Source organism: Streptomyces sp. NPDC036815 (assembly GCF_055609205.1).
Window position 1 is genome coordinate 34,660 of record NZ_JBVJPW010000033.1, and the last position, 17,288, is coordinate 51,947.

The 17,288-nt window shown below is 71.8% G+C and carries 15 protein-coding genes; 2 read left to right on the plus strand and 13 right to left on the minus strand.

Annotated features, from left to right (window positions below; genetic code table 11):
- Positions 1 to 29: 29 nt before the first annotated feature.
- Positions 30 to 800, plus strand: coding sequence for an SURF1 family protein (locus tag ACZ69I_RS37385; RefSeq protein ID WP_467674297.1), 771 nt, complete (start codon positions 30 to 32; stop codon positions 798 to 800).
- Between the two features lie 10 nt (positions 801 to 810).
- On the opposite strand, the gene ACZ69I_RS37390 is transcribed toward ACZ69I_RS37385, so the two are convergent.
- The 10 genes from ACZ69I_RS37390 to ACZ69I_RS37435 all read right to left on the minus strand — a co-directional run bounded on the left by ACZ69I_RS37390 (position 811) and on the right by ACZ69I_RS37435 (position 12,156).
- Positions 811 to 1,965: a hypothetical protein gene (locus ACZ69I_RS37390; RefSeq protein ID WP_470836967.1), complete on the minus strand. Its 1,155-nt coding sequence runs from the start codon at positions 1,963 to 1,965 to the stop codon at positions 811 to 813.
- A 56-nt stretch (positions 1,966 to 2,021) separates the two neighbouring features.
- Positions 2,022 to 2,597 (minus strand): SigE family RNA polymerase sigma factor, encoded by a 576-nt coding sequence (locus tag ACZ69I_RS37395; RefSeq protein ID WP_467674301.1) that lies wholly within the window; start codon positions 2,595 to 2,597, stop codon positions 2,022 to 2,024.
- A gap of 431 nt (positions 2,598 to 3,028) precedes the next feature.
- Positions 3,029 to 4,087, minus strand: a complete 1,059-nt coding sequence (locus ACZ69I_RS37400; RefSeq protein WP_467674303.1) for an aspartate-semialdehyde dehydrogenase — start codon at positions 4,085 to 4,087, stop codon at positions 3,029 to 3,031.
- Positions 4,084 to 5,355 (minus strand): aspartate kinase, encoded by a 1,272-nt coding sequence (locus ACZ69I_RS37405; RefSeq protein ID WP_467674305.1) that lies wholly within the window; start codon positions 5,353 to 5,355, stop codon positions 4,084 to 4,086. The genes ACZ69I_RS37400 and ACZ69I_RS37405 overlap by 4 nt, the downstream gene beginning before the upstream one ends.
- Before the next feature lie 226 nt (positions 5,356 to 5,581).
- Complete coding sequence (locus ACZ69I_RS37410; protein WP_470836970.1) at positions 5,582 to 6,160, minus strand: Uma2 family endonuclease; 579 nt, start codon at positions 6,158 to 6,160, stop codon at positions 5,582 to 5,584.
- A 50-nt stretch (positions 6,161 to 6,210) separates the two neighbouring features.
- The gene (locus tag ACZ69I_RS37415) at positions 6,211 to 7,134 is read right to left on the minus strand and encodes a hypothetical protein (protein WP_470836972.1); all 924 of its coding nucleotides are present in this window, start codon (positions 7,132 to 7,134) and stop codon (positions 6,211 to 6,213) included.
- 341 nt (positions 7,135 to 7,475) lie between these two features.
- Positions 7,476 to 10,436, minus strand: a complete 2,961-nt coding sequence (locus tag ACZ69I_RS37420) for a tetratricopeptide repeat protein (protein WP_470836973.1) — start codon at positions 10,434 to 10,436, stop codon at positions 7,476 to 7,478.
- 57 nt (positions 10,437 to 10,493) lie between these two features.
- Positions 10,494 to 11,153, minus strand: a complete 660-nt coding sequence (locus ACZ69I_RS37425) for a DUF5063 domain-containing protein (protein WP_467674313.1) — start codon at positions 11,151 to 11,153, stop codon at positions 10,494 to 10,496.
- Positions 11,146 to 11,745 carry a recombination mediator RecR gene (gene recR / locus ACZ69I_RS37430; RefSeq protein ID WP_389717611.1) on the minus strand — a complete coding sequence of 200 codons (600 nt, stop codon included), beginning with the start codon at positions 11,743 to 11,745 and terminating at the stop codon, positions 11,146 to 11,148. Before recR ends, ACZ69I_RS37425 begins: the two co-directional genes overlap by 8 nt.
- Before the next feature lie 69 nt (positions 11,746 to 11,814).
- Positions 11,815 to 12,156 carry a YbaB/EbfC family nucleoid-associated protein gene (locus tag ACZ69I_RS37435; protein ID WP_135336558.1) on the minus strand — a complete coding sequence of 114 codons (342 nt, stop codon included), beginning with the start codon at positions 12,154 to 12,156 and terminating at the stop codon, positions 11,815 to 11,817.
- Between the two features lie 239 nt (positions 12,157 to 12,395).
- Between ACZ69I_RS37435 and ACZ69I_RS37440 the strand changes: the two genes are divergently transcribed.
- The gene (locus ACZ69I_RS37440) at positions 12,396 to 13,202 is read left to right on the plus strand and encodes an SLATT domain-containing protein (protein ID WP_467674315.1); all 807 of its coding nucleotides are present in this window, start codon (positions 12,396 to 12,398) and stop codon (positions 13,200 to 13,202) included.
- Positions 13,203 to 13,264: 62 nt separating this feature from the next.
- On the opposite strand, the gene ACZ69I_RS37445 is transcribed toward ACZ69I_RS37440, so the two are convergent.
- The 3 genes from ACZ69I_RS37445 to ACZ69I_RS37455 form a co-directional block, all read right to left on the minus strand.
- Positions 13,265 to 13,915, minus strand: coding sequence for a hypothetical protein (locus tag ACZ69I_RS37445; RefSeq protein ID WP_467674317.1), 651 nt, complete (start codon positions 13,913 to 13,915; stop codon positions 13,265 to 13,267).
- Between the two features lie 108 nt (positions 13,916 to 14,023).
- Positions 14,024 to 16,504, minus strand: coding sequence for a dolichyl-phosphate beta-glucosyltransferase (locus ACZ69I_RS37450; RefSeq protein WP_470836974.1), 2,481 nt, complete (start codon positions 16,502 to 16,504; stop codon positions 14,024 to 14,026).
- Entirely contained in the window at positions 16,501 to 17,196 is a 696-nt protein-coding gene (locus tag ACZ69I_RS37455) for a GntR family transcriptional regulator (RefSeq protein ID WP_467674321.1), read from the minus strand. The genes ACZ69I_RS37450 and ACZ69I_RS37455 overlap by 4 nt, the downstream gene beginning before the upstream one ends.
- Positions 17,197 to 17,288: the final 92 nt, after the last annotated feature.

Genomic DNA, 17,288 nt, shown 5'->3' on the forward strand with positions numbered 1-17,288 from the left:
CCCCCGCAGGGGCCCCGTACCGTGGAGGTGTGTACCGGTTTCTGCTGACGCCCCGATGGTGGGGGATCAACGTCTTCGTCGTGCTGGCCATCCCCTTCTGCATTTTCATGGGCTCCTGGCAGCTCGGCCGCTTCGAGGACCGCGTGCAGGACCACGAGTCCGCCAAGGAGCAGGTCGCGGAGCAGGGCAAGGAGCGGAACACCCGGGGGCGGCCCCTCGACGCGCTGTTGCCCGTCGACAAGGAGACCTCCGGCGAGCAGGCCACGGCCACCGGGCACTACGGCAAGCAACTGCTCGTACCGGGGCGGGAGTTGGACGACAAGCGCGGTTTCTACGTGCTGACGTTGCTGCGTACCGACGGCGGCAAGTCCCTGCCCGTCGTCCGCGGCTGGCTCCCGGGCGACGCCGACACGGCGAAGGCACCGGCCGCGCCCACCGGCAAGGTCACCGTGAGGGGCGCGCTGCAGGCCTCGGAGAGCCCCGGTTCCAACGGGGTCAGCGCCACGGGTGGTCTGCCCCGGGGCCAGCTGGGCGCGATCAGCTCGGCGTCACTGGTCAATCTCGTACGCGACGACGTGTACGACGCGTGGGTCACCCTCGACAAGGCCGACTCCGGGATGAAGCCGGTCCCCGCGGCCGCGCCCAGCAACACCGGCCTGGACCTGAAGGCCTTCCAGAACCTCGGCTACACCGGTGAGTGGTTCGTCTTCGCGGGCTTCGTCGTCTTCATGTGGTTCCGGCTCTTCCGCCGCGAGGCGGAGTTCGCGCGCGACGCCCACCTCGGCCTCCTGGAGGCCTGACCCGCGCCCGCTACGAGGCGGGCAGCACCCCGGTCCGGTACACCGTTCCCGCGCACGCGTTGGGCACCGTCGCCCCCGCCGAGGGCGAGCCCGCCTCCGCGGTCAGCGAGACCACGACGCTGCCCTCGGCCACGCCGCCGTCCGTCCGGCCCAGCTGCGGCTCCGTACCGTCGGACGAGCCGCCCTCGGGCGTTCCGGTGCCGCCTTCCGACGGCGTCGGGTTGGGCGTCGGGTCCCCGCCGTCCGCGGGGCACGTCTCCGAGGGCACCCAGACGAACCGCACCTCGTACGCGGCGCCGGGCTGCAGCACGAACGGGCTGGCTTCCTTCGCGGGGTCGGGCAGGCCGGTCGCCGCGTCCCCCGCCGTGTGGTCGACCACGACGATCTTCGCGGGGTCGGCCGCGCCCTGCGCCACCGTGCCCACGGCGCCCGCGGCCTCGATGGTGCAGCTGCTGTCGGAGACGTTGGAGACGCGGAAGGAGCCGTACACCTTGTTGTCGGCCTCCGGGGTGCCCGCGCTGCCCGTGGCGCCGAGCTGGGCGGCGTCGCAGACCGGCGAGCTCGCGGCCTCGGAGGTGGAGGGGTCCGGCGATCCCGTACCGCCGCCGCCCGTGCCACCCCTCTCCTTGTCGTCCTTCTTGCCCTTCTTGTCCTTCTTGTCCTTGCCCTTGGACTTGTCCCCCGCCTTCTGGCCGGGGACCTTCTCGCCGCCGTCGGGGCCCTTGCCCTGGCTCGATCCGCCCTGCGCGTCCTGGCTGTTGCCCGCGATCGAGGTCCGGTCGTCCGAGTCGCCCTCGGAGTTGGTCACGTGCACGAGGGCGGGGACGGCGGTGCCGATGAAGAGCGCGGCGGCGGCGAGGCCGACGACGGCCTGGCGCTTGCGGGCCCTGCGGGCGGGCACCGCCTGCCGCAGGTGTTCGAGGGAGCGGTCGCTCGGCTCGATCTCCTCCACGGCCCGCCGCATCATCCGCCGCAGCGCGAGCTCGTCGGAGGCGAGTTCGACGGCGGAGAGCTCGTCGGGGCCGGAGCCGTCATCAGGGCCGGAGCCCTCATCGGGGCCGGGGCCGTCGGGACCCGGCCCGCCCGTATCCGTGCCGCTCTTCTCGGGGCCGGTTCCGTGGGCCCCGCCGTCCGGCCCGAGGCCGTCTTCGGGTCCGTGGTTCACGTGTCCGTTCCTGCCATGCCGCTCAGATCCGCCCTGCTCATCACGCTTGCGCTCACTCATGCCGGCGCCTCCATGGCGACCCTGAGGGCCGCGATGCCGCGCGAGCCGTACGCCTTCACCGAGCCCAGTGATATCCCCAGGGTCTCGGCGACCTGCGCCTCGGTCATGTCGGCGAAGTAGCGCAGCACGAGGACCTCGCGCTGACGCCGCTGCAGGCCGCGCATGGCCTTGATCAGCTCGTCGCGTTCCAGCTGGTCGTACGCCCCCTCTTCCGCGCTCGCCATGTCGGGCATCGGCTTCGAGAGGAGCTTGAGCCCGAGGATGCGCCGGCGCAGCGCGGACCGGGAGAGGTTGACCACGGTCTGGCGGAGGTACGCGAGCGTCTTCTCCGGATCGCGCACGCGCTTGCGCGCCGAGTGGACCCGGATGAACGCCTCCTGGACCACGTCCTCACAGGACGCCGTGTCGTCCAGGAGCAGCGCGGCGAGGCCGAGCAGCGACCGGTAGTGGGCGCGGTAGGTCTCGGTGAGATGGTCGACTGTGGTGCCCGCGGTCATCGTGTCGTCAGCGCCCTCGCGCTGCGCCGGGATGCGGGCGGGCCGCGCTGCGGGCATGGGTGCGATCACCGGCATGCCACCGGTCGTGCGGGGTCGGCGAGTGGGGCGCAGTGTTGCCGCGCCTCTCGCCTGTACCGCTGTGAAATCGAGTACCTCTGCCACGCTTGTTGGACACGCTTCCCCCCTTCAGGGTTGTACGCATCCGGGATCGCGTTTGCGGCATGCTGCGTGGGCACCGCTCGTGACGATGCATCAAATGCCCCCATGCGTACCAGCTCTTCCCCTATGCCCCATTTTTCGACAGCGCTCGGGCCACCCCTGAAGGGCGACCGCAAAGACGTCCCCCGCCCAGCCGCCGGTTGCACTGATCCAGACGCGAATCTTCGAACGGGGAGATGGTCCAGTTCAAGCACGCGCGACGACCAAGTTGGACACAGAACTTACACAGATCTCACACAGGGACCCGCTCCGGGGTGGTCCATACCAATCGGTCGGGCGGCGACGGCTCAGCCGGCCGTGAGCTCCGCGGCCACCAGCTCCGCGATCTGCGCGGTGTTCAGCGCCGCGCCCTTGCGCAGGTTGTCGCCGCACACGAAGAGCTCCAGCGCGGTCGGGTCGTCGAGCGACCGCCGCACCCGGCCCACCCAGGTCGGATCGGTGCCCACGACGTCGGCGGGGGTGGGGAACTCGCCCGCGGCCGGATCGTCGAACAGCACGACGCCCGGGGCGGTGGCGAGGATCTCGCGCGCCTTGTCCACCGTGACCTCGTCCTCGAAGCGGGCGTGGACGGTCAGGGAGTGCGTGGTGATCACGGGCACGCGTACGCAGGTCGCGGCGACGCGGAGGGCGGGCAGCCCGAGGATCTTGCGCGACTCGTCCCGGACCTTCATCTCCTCGGACGACCAGCCGTCGTCCTTGAGGGACCCGGCCCAGGGCACCACGTTCAGCGCGACGGGCTCCGGGAAGGGGCCCGTGTCGTCGCCGACGGCGCGGCGTACGTCGCCGGGGCTGGTGCCCAGCTCCGTGCCCGCGACGAGGCGCAGCTGACGGCGGAGCGTGTCGACGCCGTCGCGGCCCGCGCCGCTCACCGCCTGGTACGAGGAGACGATCAGCTCGCGCAGCCCGAACTCGGCGTGCAGCGCGCCGACGGCCACGATCATCGAGAGCGTCGTGCAGTTGGGGTTGGCGACGATGCCGCGCGGCCGTACGCGCGCGGCGTGCGGGTTGACCTCCGGCACGACGAGCGGCACGTCCGGGTCCATCCGGAAGGCGGCCGAGTTGTCGACCACGACGACGCCCTTGGCGGCGGCGACGGGGGCCCACTGCGCGGCGACCTCGTCGGGGACGTCGAACATGGCGACGTCGACCCCGTCGAAGACCTCTTCGGACAGGGCAAGCACCTCGGTCTCCGCACCGCGCACGGCCAGCTTGCGGCCGGCCGAGCGCGGTGAGGCGACGAGTCTGATCTCGCCCCAGATGTCGGCATGCTGCGACAGGATCTGGAGCATGACGGTGCCGACGGCCCCGGTCGCTCCGACGACCGCGAGCGTCGGCTTCCGGTTCATCGCCCGGTGCCTCCATAGACCACGGCCTCGTCCGTGTCGGAGTCGAGTCCGAAGGCGGTGTGCACGGCCCGCACGGCCTCGGTCACGTCGTCGGCGCGCGTGACGACCGAGATGCGGATCTCGGAGGTCGAGATGAGCTCGATGTTCACCCCGGCGTCGCTGAGCGCCTCGAAGAAGGTCGCGGTGACGCCCGGGTTCGTCTTCATGCCGGCGCCGACGAGCGAGATCTTCGCGATCTGGTCGTCGTAGCGCAGCGAGTCGAAACCGACGGAGGCGCGGGTCTTCTCCAGGGCGTCGACGGCCTTGCGGCCCTCGGCCTTGGGGAGCGTGAAGGAGATGTCGGTCAGGCCCGTCGAAGCGGCCGACACGTTCTGCACGACCATGTCGATGTTGACCTCGGCGTCCGCGATGGCGCGGAAGATCGAGGCGGCCTCGCCCGGCTTGTCGGGCACGCCGACGACCGTGACCTTGGCCTCGGAGGTGTCGTGCGCGACACCGGAGATGATGGCCTGCTCCACCTTGCGGTCCCCTTGCGGTTCGTTGCTGACCCACGTGCCCTGGAGGCCGGAGAACGAGCTCCGTACGTGGATCGGGATGTTGTAGCGGCGGGCGTACTCCACACAGCGGTGGAGCAGCACCTTGGAGCCGGAGCTCGCGAGCTCCAGCATGTCCTCGAACGAGATCCAGTCGATCTTGCGGGCCTTCTTGACCACGCGCGGGTCGGCGGTGAAGACACCGTCGACGTCCGTGTAGATCTCGCAGACCTCGGCGTCGAGGGCGGCGGCGAGGGCGACGGCCGTCGTGTCCGAACCACCGCGCCCGAGGGTGGTGATGTTCTTCCCCTCCTGGCTGACGCCCTGGAACCCGGCGACGATGGCGATGTTGCCCTCGTCGACGGAGGTCCGGATGCGGCCCGGGGTGACATCGATGATCCGCGCTTTGTTGTGGACGGAGTCGGTGATGACGCCGGCCTGGCTGCCCGTGAACGACTGGGCCTCGTGGCCCAGGTTTTTGATCGCCATGGCCAGCAGGGCCATGGAAATGCGCTCACCAGCGGTCAGCAGCATGTCGAATTCGCGTCCGGCAGGGATCGGGGATACCTGTCCGGCGAGATCGATCAACTCATCCGTCGTGTCACCCATCGCCGACACCACGACAACGACCTGGTGGCCGTTCTTCTTGGCGTCGACGATTCTCTTGGCGACTCGCTTGATGCCCTCGGCATCGGCTACGGAGGAGCCTCCGTACTTCTGCACGACAAGGCTCACGTGCGCTCCTCGCTCAATCCGTTGTGCGGTCGGCTCAGTCTAACGAGCGGCCGAAATCCGCCTCGGCTATATCACATCGTGAGATGTCCCGCTCACAAGTTGATCACCAGGGGCATACGCCCCCGCTGTTCGGGGAGTACGTTCCGGCCGCTCGGCTGGGCACATGCCCACTGTGGAGCGCTGCACTCCGGAAAGTGGGGCGGGTCACAGGGTCTGACCGGGGGCCTCAGGCGGCGTACTCCTTGAGCTTGGCCGTGTCCAGGGTGATACCGACGGGTTCGGGCAGCTCGACGGCGTCGCCGAATGCCCGCCGGACGAGGCTGCGGTACCTCCCGTCCTCCGGATCCGCGTACACCCGGGCCTCGCCCGCGTCCCGGTCGACGAGGAGGTACACCGGAATGCCGGAGGCGGCATACCCGTCGGGCTTCTCGACGCGGGCGCGCCGGTCGGCGTCCTGGTCGTAGGAGGTGACCTCGACGGTCATCAGGACGCCGGCCGGATCGGCCCACTGCCCCTGGCCCACGAAGTTCTCGTCCGGCGCGAGCACGCCGTCCGGGCGGGCCCGGCCCTTCCGGTAGCCCGCGACCTTGAGGCCCTGCTCGGGGAAGAGGGACAGCTCGGGGCGCTGCTGCATGCAGCACTTGATCAACCACATGACGATCTGGCCGTGGGAACCATCCGGCACCGGCTTGACCTGGACCTTTCCATTGATGAACTCCAACCGCACCGTCTCGGGCGCACGGCTGGCCAGTTCCTCGAAGTCCTCGACGGACATCTGGGGCCGGTCGGTGGTCCTGGGGGTCATGGTGTCGCCTCCTTGACTCCATGGTGCCCGGACCGGCACGTCCTGCACGCTCATACGCCGTTCCGGGGCGTCGGCAGCCCGGCAGCGCGGCGCAGCTCCGCCACGCGTTCGGTGACGTCCACGACCCCCGACTCGGCGGCCCGGCGCGGGCGCGCGCGGAACGTGTCCGGGATGTACCCGGTCCGCTCCGCAAGGGGGTAGCACTCCGTACAGATTCCGTTGACCAGCTCCACGGAGGTCTCCGGCTCCTCGCAGTCCCCGCAGATCATGACGGCACGGGTGACGCGGGCACGGGCCTCGGCGGGGGCCCGACGCTTGGGGGGCATCTTCTTCTCCAGTCGGTTGCGGGCGAGACCGCCCGGGTTGGTGACGGTGGGCGGCAGCCCTTCGGTGAGGGCGCGCGTGATGTCCTGCGGACTCGCCCCGCGCTCCAGCCACTGAGCCGCGCTCGGCTCCAGCTGTTCGCACTCACCCTCGGAGAGGGCCATGCGGCGGTCGGCGGTACGGAGCTGGGCGAGGGTGCGGTGAGCTGCGCTCGGCTCGGCGGACGGGGTGGGCGCCGGGTCCTTCTCCGGCGGAGCGTCCGCTCTGGCCAGCCCGGACCGGTACGTGTGCGTCACGTCGCGCCCGTGCCGTTCCCGTACGAACTCCGCCCACCAGTCAGGTGACTTGGCCGCCCTCGACCAGTACGTCCTGGTCACCCAGCGCATGGTGCCGTCCTCGACGGTGAGGTGCTCCTTGACCCAGCGGAGGTGACCGGCGTCGGTGAGGCGGTTGAGGGAGGTGCGGACCGCCTGCTGGCCGTAGCGGGGGTGGGCGGCGGCGATGTGTTTGTAGCCCATCGCGGCGCCGTCGGGGAGGTGATCGACGAAGGTCGCGAGCTCGGCGTCACGCGGGACCAGGTGTGCGAAGTCGGGTTCGGTGTCCGGTTCTTCGTCACCCGCGAGGCGTTTCCCGTAGCCCGATTTGGCCATCGGGTGGGACGGGGAGGGGAGGGCAGGGCTAGGCTGAGTGCAAGTCACGGTCGACCCTTTTTCGACTCGTAGGACTAGGCCTCGGACCCGGTGTTGGCGCACCGGCCGAGGCCGTTCTATTGCCGCGAACCTAGGGCGGCTTTACGTTCCGACGCAAGCTGACTACGGAACGTCACTCTTGAGGGTGACGGAGCCCTCAACTCCGGTTATGTGTCGGTTGGTTGGGTTCATTTCTCTCACCAGACCAACCAGGAAAGAGCTCGGGCCCCGGGGCTCAAGCTCCGGGCTGAACTGCGGCGACAAGGGCGGCCCGCAGCTCGCTTGCGGTGCTCGGGGGCTGATCAGTCCGTTGCCTTGCGCGGTTTCCAGCTCTTGGAGCGGGCGGTCGTCAGGCCCTCCCGGAGGATCCGGGTCGTCGGGTGGTCCTCGCCGAGGACGCGGACGCAGTCGGCCAGTGCCTGTTCGTACAGCGTGACCGCGCGGTGCGCGTCGCCCGCCGTCCAGTACGCGTGGGCCAGGTTGTTCCGCGACGTCAGGGTGTCCGGGTGGTCCCTGCTCAGCACGCGGAGCTGGTCGGCGAGGACCTGTTCGTACAAGGGGATCGCGCGGGCGGTGTCGCCCGTGCGCCAGTACGCGTGGGCCAGGTTGTTGCGGGTCCTGAGCGTTCTCGGGTCGTCCTTGCCGAGGACGCGCAGCTGATCGGCAAGGACCGCCGCGTACAGCGCGATCGCGCCGGCCACGTCGTCCGCCGACTCGTACGCGCCCGCCAGGTTGTTCCGCGACCTGAGCGTGTCGGGGTGGTCCGCGCCGAGGACCCGGAGCTGATCGGCAAGCACCTCCTCGTACAGGGGGATCGCGCGCGTCGCGGCGCCCGACATCGCGTACGCGGTCGCGAGGTTGTTCCGCGAGGTGAGCGTGTCGGGGTGGTCGGGGCCGAGGACGCGGAGCCGGTCGGCCAGCGTCCGCTCGTACAGCGGGATCGCGCGTTCCACCTCGCCCGAAGCCCGGTACGTGTACGCCAGGTTGTTCCGCGACATCAGCGTGTCCGGGTGGTCGGGGCCGAGGACGCGGAGCCGGTCGGCCAGCGTCCGCTCGTACAGCGGGATCGCGCGGCGCGCGTCACCCGCCGACTCGTAGGCGCCCGCCAGGTTGTTCTGCGACCTGAGCGTGTCGGGGTGGTCCGCGCCGAGGACCCGCAGCCGGTCGGTCAGCGTCCGCTCGAAGAGGTGGATCGCCCGGTCCACCTCGCCCGCCATCTCGTACGCGCCCGCCAGGTTGTTGCGCGCCCCCAGCGTCACCGGGTCGTCCGCGCCGAGGACCCGGACGCTCGCCTCCAGGCTCCGGTGGAGCAGCGCGGTGGCCTTGCGCACCTCGCCCTGGGCCTGGAGGTACAACGCGACCTGGTTGAGCAGGAATTGGGTCCGGCCGGTGTCCTCCTCGGGGCGCCACGCGTCGAGGAGGGCCTCGGCGTGGGGCAGGAGCCTGCGCCACGCCGGCCATCCCGCCACGTTGTCCATGGGGTCGCCGGGCAGCGCGTCGCACAGCCATCCCGCCGCCCGGTCGCGGGCCTCCCGGACGAGGTCACCGGCGCGGTGCGGGTCCGTCTCCGACGCCGTGCGGGCCACCATCTGGACCAGGCGGTGGACGCCGAGGGTCCAGCGGTCGAGAGTGATCATGTTGTAGTTGGCCAGGAGGGCCAGGATCCTGGCGAGGTCGACGGGGTTCTCCGCGAGCGGGGCGACCAGGTCGCGGGGGATGCCCGTGGGGGCGTACCAGGCGGCGACGCGCAGGAGTTCGACGGCGCGGGGGTCGCGCTCGGCGAGGACATCCAGGGTGATGCGCCAGATCCGGGCCATCGTGCGCGCCGGGTCCGAGCCCTCGGGGGCGGCGTCGGTGGCCTCTCCCGGATACCGGCCGAGCATGTCCCGGTACTCGCCCGTCGTCATCATGGACTGCGCGATGAACGCTCCCGCCTGTTCCAGGGCGAGGGGCAGATGGCCCAGGGCCTCGGCAAGCGCGCGTGCCTCGTCCCCGCCGCCCTTGCCACTCTCGTCGTCGCCGTCCGTCAGGCGTGCGAGCAGGTCCGTCGAGTCGTCGGCGGTCAGGACGGGCAGCGGGATCGGCTCGCCGGTCCAGCCCGCCCTGCACCGGCTGGTGATCAACTGCCGCCCGGCCGAGCCCAGTTGGCCGGTGACCGCACGGACGTCCTGCGGCCTCTCCGCGTTGTCGAAGACCAGGAGCCAGCCCGGGTGGGTCTGCAGCCAGCCGATGGCCCAGGAGGCGGCCTGCGCCGTCGCGAGGGCGGGGGCGTCGCCGCGGAGCCGGGCGGCGAGCGCGGCCAGGCCCGTGTCGATCAGGTCCGGCGTGTCGGCGCGGATCCACCACACCAGGCGGTACGCCTCCCGGTGGCCGTGGGCGTAGTGCAGCGCCAGCGTCGTCTTGCCGACTCCCCCGAGGCCGTGCACCGTCTGCGTGATCGTCCGGGAGCCCTCGGACAGGGCCCGGCTCAGCGCGGCCAGTGCCTCGTCCCGGCCGACGAAGAACCGCGAGGGCAGCTCCGGCAGGTTGTGCAGGCCCCGGGGCGCCGCCATGTCGTAGGGCGTGCGCGGGAGTTCGGGGGCGTCGGCGGCCGTGACCGCCGTCAGGACCAGGTCGCCGCCCACCGCGTTCGCGAACCCCGGCCGCGCCGCCAGCGAGGCCACCGACACGGCCGTCAGCTGGTCCGCCGCGTAGTCCCGCATCCGGTCCGTGGTGACCACGCCGACGATCCTGCCCCGCACGAACAGCGCCGCACCGGACGCCCCCGCCCAGCGCGACCTCTCGGCCGGGCGGTTCGGCGTTGCGGCGCCGTCGACGTGCACGGTGATCAGGCCGCCGCCGGACCTCAGCCCGGTCAGCGTCTCGATGTGACCCCGGATCTCCTTGGTGTCCCGGGCCCCGTCCCGCACCTCGGAGCGCGGGAACCCGACCGCCAGGCAGCCGAGCCTGGCCTCGCCCGGAGCAGCGTCGATCCGCCCCCACCGCACCGGTTCCGCCCCGGCGGGCGGCGTCCACGCACCGTCCGTCACCCGGATCAGCGCCGCGTCGACCCGAGCGGCCTCGGCCTCCCCCGGCTCGGGCCAGAGCAGCTCGGCGGCCGCCCACGTCTCGCGACCCGAGGGATCGAGCCGCCGAACCTCCAAGCCACCCCCACCGCGCGCGTTGTGCAGCGCGGTCAGGACGATCCGGTCCGCGACCAGATACCCGGTGCCCGCCTGCCGTTCGGCCGGGTTCCAGATCTCCACGACCCGTCGTACGTCCATGAGACCAGTGTGGGACGCGGCATGCCGCCGCGTCCCACAACCGACTCCGCCGAAGCGCTACTTGACCGTCCGCAACCCCAGCGGCCCCGCGATCTCCTCCGCCATGACCTTCCCGGCCTCCTCCTCGAGGGCCGACTCCGTCAGGTCCTCGTCCGTGTCGAGGCCGTCGAGGTCTTCGAGGGGCTGGTTCAGGCGGACGTGGGCCACCAGGGACTGCAGGGCGCGCAGGGCGCCCGAGGCCGTGGAGCCCCAGTTCGAGAAGTAGGAGAACTGCCACCACCACAGGGCCTCGGTCGTGCGGCCCGCGCGGTAGTGGGCCAGGCCGTGGCAGAGGTCGGCGACGACGTCCGCCAGGTCGTCCGAGATGCGGCAGGCCACCGGGGCCTTGCGGGGCTCGTACGGGTCGAAGACCTCGGAGTAGACGTCGATCGGGTCGAGCATCAGCGCCAGGCGCTCGCGCAGGTCGTCGACGTCCTGCTCGGGGCCGAGGTCCGGCTCGTACCGCTCGTCGGGGACGATGTCCTCGTGCGCGCCCAGGCGGCCGCCGGCGAGCAGGAGCTGGGAGACCTCCAGGAGGAGGAAGGGGACGGCCGAGTCGGGTTCGTCGCCCTTCGCGATCTCCCTGACCGAGACGATGAAGCTCTCGATCTGGTCGGAGATCTGCACCGCGAAGTCGTCCGGGTTGTCGGTCACGGTGTTCAGCGTGGCGTCAGACATCTAGGAGTCGTCTCCCCTCGAAGGCGCGGCCCAGGGTGACCTCGTCCGCGTATTCCAGATCTCCCCCGACAGGGAGTCCGCTGGCCAGGCGGGTGACCTTCAGGCCCATGGGCTTGATCATGCGCGCGAGGTACGTGGCCGTGGCCTCGCCCTCCAGGTTCGGGTCGGTGGCCAGGATGAGCTCCGTGACCGTGCCGTCCGCGAGGCGCGCCAGGAGTTCCCGTATGCGCAGGTCGTCCGGGCCCACGCCCTCGATCGGGCTGATCGCGCCGCCCAGGACGTGGTACTTGCCCCGGAACTCCCGCGTCCGCTCGATCGCCACGACGTCCTTCGGCTCCTCCACCACACAGATGACGGAGAGGTCGCGGCGCGGGTCGCGGCAGATGTTGCAGAGCTCCTCCTGCGCGACGTTCCCACAGGTCGCGCAGAAGCGGACCTTGTCCTTCACCTCGATCAGGGCGTGCGCGAGCCGACGGACGTCCGTCGGCTCCGCCTGGAGGATGTGGAAGGCGATCCGCTGCGCGCTCTTGGGACCGACGCCGGGCAGCCTGCCCAGCTCGTCGATGAGGTCCTGAACCACGCCTTCGTACACGGAACGCCTTTCCTGAAGTCCTCTGGAGGGTGTCGGCTCTCTACGTACGGTAGTTGGCCGGGGGGTTTCTTAGAAGGGAAGCCCCGGGATGCCGCCGCCGCCCAGGCCCTGCGCCAGCGGGCCCAGCTTCTCCTGCTGGAGCGCCTGCGCGTTCTCGTTCGCCGCCTGGACCGCCGCGACGACCAGGTCCGCCAGCGTCTCGGTGTCCTCGGGGTCGACCGCCTTCGGGTCGATCACGAGGCCGCGCAGCTCGCCGGAGCCGTTGACCGTCGCCTTGACGAGGCCACCGCCCGCCTGGCCTTCCACCTCAGTGCGCGCCAGTTCCTCCTGCGCGGCCGCGAGGTCCTGCTGCATCTTCTGGGCCTGCTGCAGCAGCTGCTGCATGTTGGGCTGGCCACCACCGGGGATCACGATCAGCTCCGTTTCGTACGGGTCCGTCTGGCGGGTTTTCCGCCAGCACCGAGCCTACGTGGTCGGCGGCCGGGCCGCCCCAGCACTCTCGCCGACACTCTTTCGAGTGAGATCAGCCGTCTTCCTATACCTGATCAAGCAGCTCTTCCGGGCGGAAAAGCCGTGAACCCGGTCTCATGGCCACCCATTGGGCGGTAGGACTTAGCGTCGATACGCGCGATCTCGTAGAGGAGTGCCGGGTGAGCCAGCCGGAGATGCAGCCCGAGGGGGTGCCCCCCGAGGGGCAGGGTTCGGGGGCCGGTTCGGAGCCGGGTGCGGGTCCTGGCGCGGGTGCGGGTCCCGGTGCGGGTCCCGGTGCGGGGCCGGGGGCGCGGCTCGGCGATCTGACCGGCCGGGCCTTTCCCCAGGGCGACTGGGGCGAGCCCGCCGAGCGGCTCGACGAGCTGTACCGCTGGGTCGAGCGGGGCGCCCTGGACACCGCCGAGTGGTACCTCACCGACCGCGGCAGGAAGCGGCTCGGGGCGCGGCTCCTGCGGACGGGCGCCGCGCTGGGTGCCGTGGGCGGCGGTGTGCTGCCGCTGCTCGATCTCGCGGGGGCCGTGGGGCCCGTGGCCACCTGGGGGTTCGTCTCGCTGCTCGCCGGGGTGGCGTGCGTGGGGTGCGACCGGTTCTTCGGGCTCACGTCCGGGTGGATGCGGGACGTGGCGACCGCGCAGGCCGTGCAGCGGCGGCTGCAGGTGCTGCAGTTCGACTGGGCGTCGGAGAGCGTGCGGGAGGTGCTCGGGCCCACCGAGGGCACGGCGGGCGAGGCCGCCGAGCGGTGCCTCGGGGTGCTGCGGAAGTTCACCGAGGACGTCACGGAGCTGGTGCGGGCGGAGACCTCGGACTGGATGGTGGAGTTCCGGGCCGGTCCTGTGCCGCTGGCCATGCAGGCGATGACGCCGGGAAGCCCGCCCCGGGAGGCGCCGGCCTCCCCCGGGCGGTTCCCGATGCCGCCGGGGGCTCGGCCGAACATGCCGCGCCAGCGGCCGCCGGAGCCGCGTTGAGACGCGAGCCGCGCTGACGAGTGAACCGCCCCGACGCGTGAACCACCAGGGCCTGGGGCGGCCTAGCTGTAGATGATCATCGAGCCCTGGGCGAGGCTCCGCGTCGCCGCCGCGTGCAGGCCCAGCCAGACGTGCCGCTCCCTGGCGAACGGGCTCTCGTCCGGCGGCGCCGCCGCGGCCGGTTCCTCCAGGGCGGTGGGCGCCTCGGGCGGGGCCGGGGCGAGCGGCGGGTTCGCCGGATCTATGCCGATCGACGGGGCGACGAACTCCAGCTCGCGCAGGAGCGCCTGCGAGGAGCCAAGCGGGCCGCCACCGGCCAGGAGGTCGTCGTTGGAGAGCGGGGCGGGGAAGTCCACGGGGACGTACGCGCCCGCGTGGTCGTAGTGCCAGACGAGGTGGGACTGCTGCGCCGTGGCGTCGAACATCTCCAGGAGCTGTTCGTAGTCACCGCCCAGCGCGTCCACCGGCGTGACCTCCAGGCCGCAGATCCGCAGGAGGTAGGCGCGGCGCAGGAAGTGCAGCGCGTCGTAGTCGAAGACCGCGACCGGGGCGACGTCACCGGAGAGGCCCGGCATGTAGGCGAAGACGGGCACGGAAGGGAGTCCGGCCTCGTGCAGCGCCTTGTCGTAGGCGGCGAGCTCTTCCGCGAAGGGGTTGTCGGCGCTGTGGCACAGCACGTCGACGAGGGGGACCAGCCACAGGTCGCAGGCCAAGAAGGACTCCTCGGGTCGGTCGTACGGTTCGGACGGCGGCGGGCGCCGCCGTCGGTCGTTGCTGTGCGTTGCCCGGCGTGCAGGCAGCGTAGTCGGGCAGGGGGTCGGCTAGCCGCCGTTGTGCGGATCCCGCCCGTGATCCCGGTCGTGATCCCGGCCGTGATCCCGGCCGTCGTCCCGTCCGTTGCCCCGGTGCAGATCCCATACCCACACGCCGTCTACCCACTTTCCGGGACGGCCAAGGAGTGCGTCCACGGTCGCGCGCAGTTGTCCGTCGTGCGGCTGCGGCGCCAGGACGAGGACGCCCGCCTTCCAGAACTTCAGGTCCTCGCGGGCGGCGGCGCGCCAGGCCGGGGTGACCCGGGGGGTGCGGCCCGATGAGCTGACCTCGCGCAGCAGGTTGGACGTGTTGCGGGGCGAGGGGCCGTAGATGCCGACGCGGTCCGGGCCCCAGGGGCCGTTGAAGTAGCCGCCGGGGATGCGGAAGCCCAGACCGGCGCTGGTCTGCCAGTGCAGGCCCTCCGCGTTGGCGGCGTCGGGGACGGGCACCGGGACGAGCGTCTCGTCCTCGCCCAGGTACGCGCGCCAGGTGCCGTGCGCGATGAACGGCGGCACCTCGGCCCGGTCCACGGCCTTCAGCGGCGCGGGCACGATCGGCAGCAGCGCGAGGGCGACGGCGGCGACACCCGCGTACCGGGGCAGGCGGCGCGGCACCGAGGACAGCCGGGCCAGGGCGAGGGCGAGGAGCATGCCGAGCGCCGGGGCGCACACCATCGCCACGCGCGCCTCGATGACGGACTCGAAGAGCGGCCGGTCCGACAGCGCCGCCCACGGCCCCGGCAGCACGATGCCGGTGAGCGGGACGCGGAACTCCAGCCCCAGCGAGAGCAGCGCCGCCCCGGCCGCGGTGCAGGCGAGCGCCTTGACCGCCGGGCGCTCCCAGAGGCATACGACGACGGCGAAGGCCAGGGCGAGCAGGGGCCAGCCGAAGAACGCGTTCTGCTCGGTGCGGTTCAGCGCGAGGTGGTCGGAGCTCTCCGCGCTGCCCGCGAGGGAGCGTTCCGCGAAGGAGAGGAAGGCGAGCGGACTGTTGCCCGCGTTGTCGCCGTGCAGCACGCTCTGGTAGCTCTGCGGCCCGAAGAACTGCCAGTACAGCGGGAAGGCGATCAGCGGGACGGTGACGGCGAGCGCCACCCCCGTACCGCGCAGGAGCGGGCGCAAGGCCGCCTTCGCCACGTCCCTGCGCGCGACCCCGTACGCGACGGCGAAGAGCAGCATGCCGAGGGCGGCGAGCAGGAGCGGCTCCTCGCCCAGGAAGATCTGGTACGTGGTGAAGAGGCCGAGGACGATCCCGTCGCGGACGACGCGGGTGCCCTCGCAGAGCCGCAGCGCCCTGTCGATGATCAGCGGGATCATGAACAGGACGACGAAGTTCGGGTGCGCGTTGGCGTGGCTGACCATCGGGGGCGCGAAGGTCGCGAGGGCCGCACCGAAGAACGCGGCGCCCCGGTGCGGGACGAGGCGCCTGCGGATCAGCCAGTACCAGGAGACGGCGGTGGCGGCGAGGCCGCCGGTCATCGCCACGTTCAGGGCGAACGCCGGGCCGAGCAGCCAGGTCACGGGGGCGAGCGGCACGGAGAGGCCGAGCATGGCCGTGTTGGCCATGAGGTTCACGCCGTCCGGGACGTTCTGGAACGTGGTGAACAGGGGGTTGTGGAGGTGGCGGACGTTGTCCGCGGTGACCGCGAAGAACCACTCCCACTGGTTCTGGTCCTGCATGGAGTCGGGGACGTAGCGGTGCGCGGGGCCCACCAGGCGCGCCGAGAAGAGGACGGCCGACAGAGCGAGGAAGAGGAGGGCGACGCGGATGTCGGCGCGGTTGACCGCGCGGGCCTTCAGGGCGGTCAGCTCGGCGAGGACCTTGACGTAGTCCAGCGGCCTGACCTTCGACCCCTCCTGGTGCGACCAGCGCACGGGCACCTCGGCGACGGGCCAGCCGGAGCGCCGGAAGTACTGCAGTATCTCGACGTCTATGCCCCAGCCGCGCAGCCGGGACGCCGCGAACGCCTCACGGGCGCGGTCGCCGTCGAAGAGCTTGAAGCCGCACTGGGTGTCGCGGATTCCGGGGACGGCGACCGTGCGTATCAGGAAGTTGCCGGTACGCCCCAGGAGCTCGCGCAGCCGGTGCTGGTGGGCGCCGATGGTCGCGCCGGGGCGGGCGCGGGAGCCGATCGCGGCCGTGTGGCCGTCGGTGAGCGCCTTGTCGAGGTGGTCGAGTTCCTCGATGGGCGCGGCGAGGTCGGCGTCGGTGATCAGGACGCGGTGCCCGTAGGAGGCGAGGACGCCCTGGCGCAGGGCGTGGCCCTTGCCCCGGTTGCGGTCGCCGCGCACGAGCTGGACGCGGGGGTCGGCGGCGGACGCCTCGGCGGCGATCTCCGCGGTGCGGTCGGTGGACCCGTCGTCGACGACGATCAGCTCCCACGCGCCCCGGCCGGTCAGCTCCAGGTGCGCCCGGATCGCGTCCAGGGTGGGGCCGAGGCGCCGCTCCTCGTTGTACGCCGGAACGACGACGGTCAGATCGACGCTCATGCGGTGGCCAGCCGCTCGATCAGGGCCAGGGAGTGCGCGTTGTACTCCACGACGATGCCGTGGGCGGTCTCCGGCTCGCGGCGCGCCAGCGCGTCGACGAGCTCGGTGTGCCGGGACCAGAGGACGCCCCGCAGGTCACCGCCGCTGTTCTCGCACCAGCGCCGGAGGTGGGTGACCGCGCAGACCCAGGACTTCACGCGCAGCCGGTGCAGGAAGTCGGAGAGGTAGGGGTTGCCGAAGAGGGCGCTGAGCTCGCGCCAGAAGCGCAGGTCGTAACCGATCAGGACGGTCAGGTCGCCGGCGCAGGCCGCGCGGGCCGCTTCCTCGCCGCGGCGGCGTACGGAGAGCAGCGCGTCGGCGACGTCCCGGCGGGCGCCGTGCGCGGCGAGGTCGCGGAAGATGCCGTCGGCGACGAGACCGCGGGCCTCCAGCATGGAGCGGTAGTCCGCGAGGGTGTGTTCGTGGACGCGGAAGCCGCGGTGCTGGTCGGCGTCGAGGAGGCCCTGCGCGGTGAGGTTCACCAGCGCCTCGCGGACGGGGGTCGCGGAGACGCCGTACTGCTCGGCGATCTCCTTGACGGTGAACTCCTGGCCCGGCTGGAGGCGGCCGGCCAGGATCTCGTCCCGCAGGGCGTCGGCGATCTGCTGGCGCAGAGTGCTGCGGATGACGGCGGAGCCGTCGGTGCCGGGCATCTGTTTCCCCCGCGGGGTCCGGGTACGTGGTCGCTTACGAGCACGTCAGACTACGTGGTCGGGGTTGCGGGGCAGGGGGCCGCGATACGGGC

What these genes read in the sequence shown, in the direction of transcription:
- ACZ69I_RS37395 (WP_467674301.1), bottom strand. Translation starts at nt 2,597, where the DNA reads ATGCCGGTGATCGCACCCATGCCCGCAGCGCGGCCCGCCCGCATCCCG.
- ACZ69I_RS37400 (WP_467674303.1), bottom strand. Translation starts at nt 4,087, where the DNA reads ATGAACCGGAAGCCGACGCTCGCGGTCGTCGGAGCGACCGGGGCCGTC.
- ACZ69I_RS37410 (WP_470836970.1), bottom strand. Translation starts at nt 6,160, where the DNA reads ATGACCCCCAGGACCACCGACCGGCCCCAGATGTCCGTCGAGGACTTC.
- ACZ69I_RS37415 (WP_470836972.1), bottom strand. Translation starts at nt 7,134, where the DNA reads ATGGCCAAATCGGGCTACGGGAAACGCCTCGCGGGTGACGAAGAACCG.
- ACZ69I_RS37420 (WP_470836973.1), bottom strand. Translation starts at nt 10,436, where the DNA reads ATGGACGTACGACGGGTCGTGGAGATCTGGAACCCGGCCGAACGGCAG.
- ACZ69I_RS37425 (WP_467674313.1), bottom strand. Translation starts at nt 11,153, where the DNA reads ATGTCTGACGCCACGCTGAACACCGTGACCGACAACCCGGACGACTTC.
- ACZ69I_RS37450 (WP_470836974.1), bottom strand. Translation starts at nt 16,504, where the DNA reads ATGAGCGTCGATCTGACCGTCGTCGTTCCGGCGTACAACGAGGAGCGG.
- ACZ69I_RS37455 (WP_467674321.1), bottom strand. Translation starts at nt 17,196, where the DNA reads ATGCCCGGCACCGACGGCTCCGCCGTCATCCGCAGCACTCTGCGCCAG.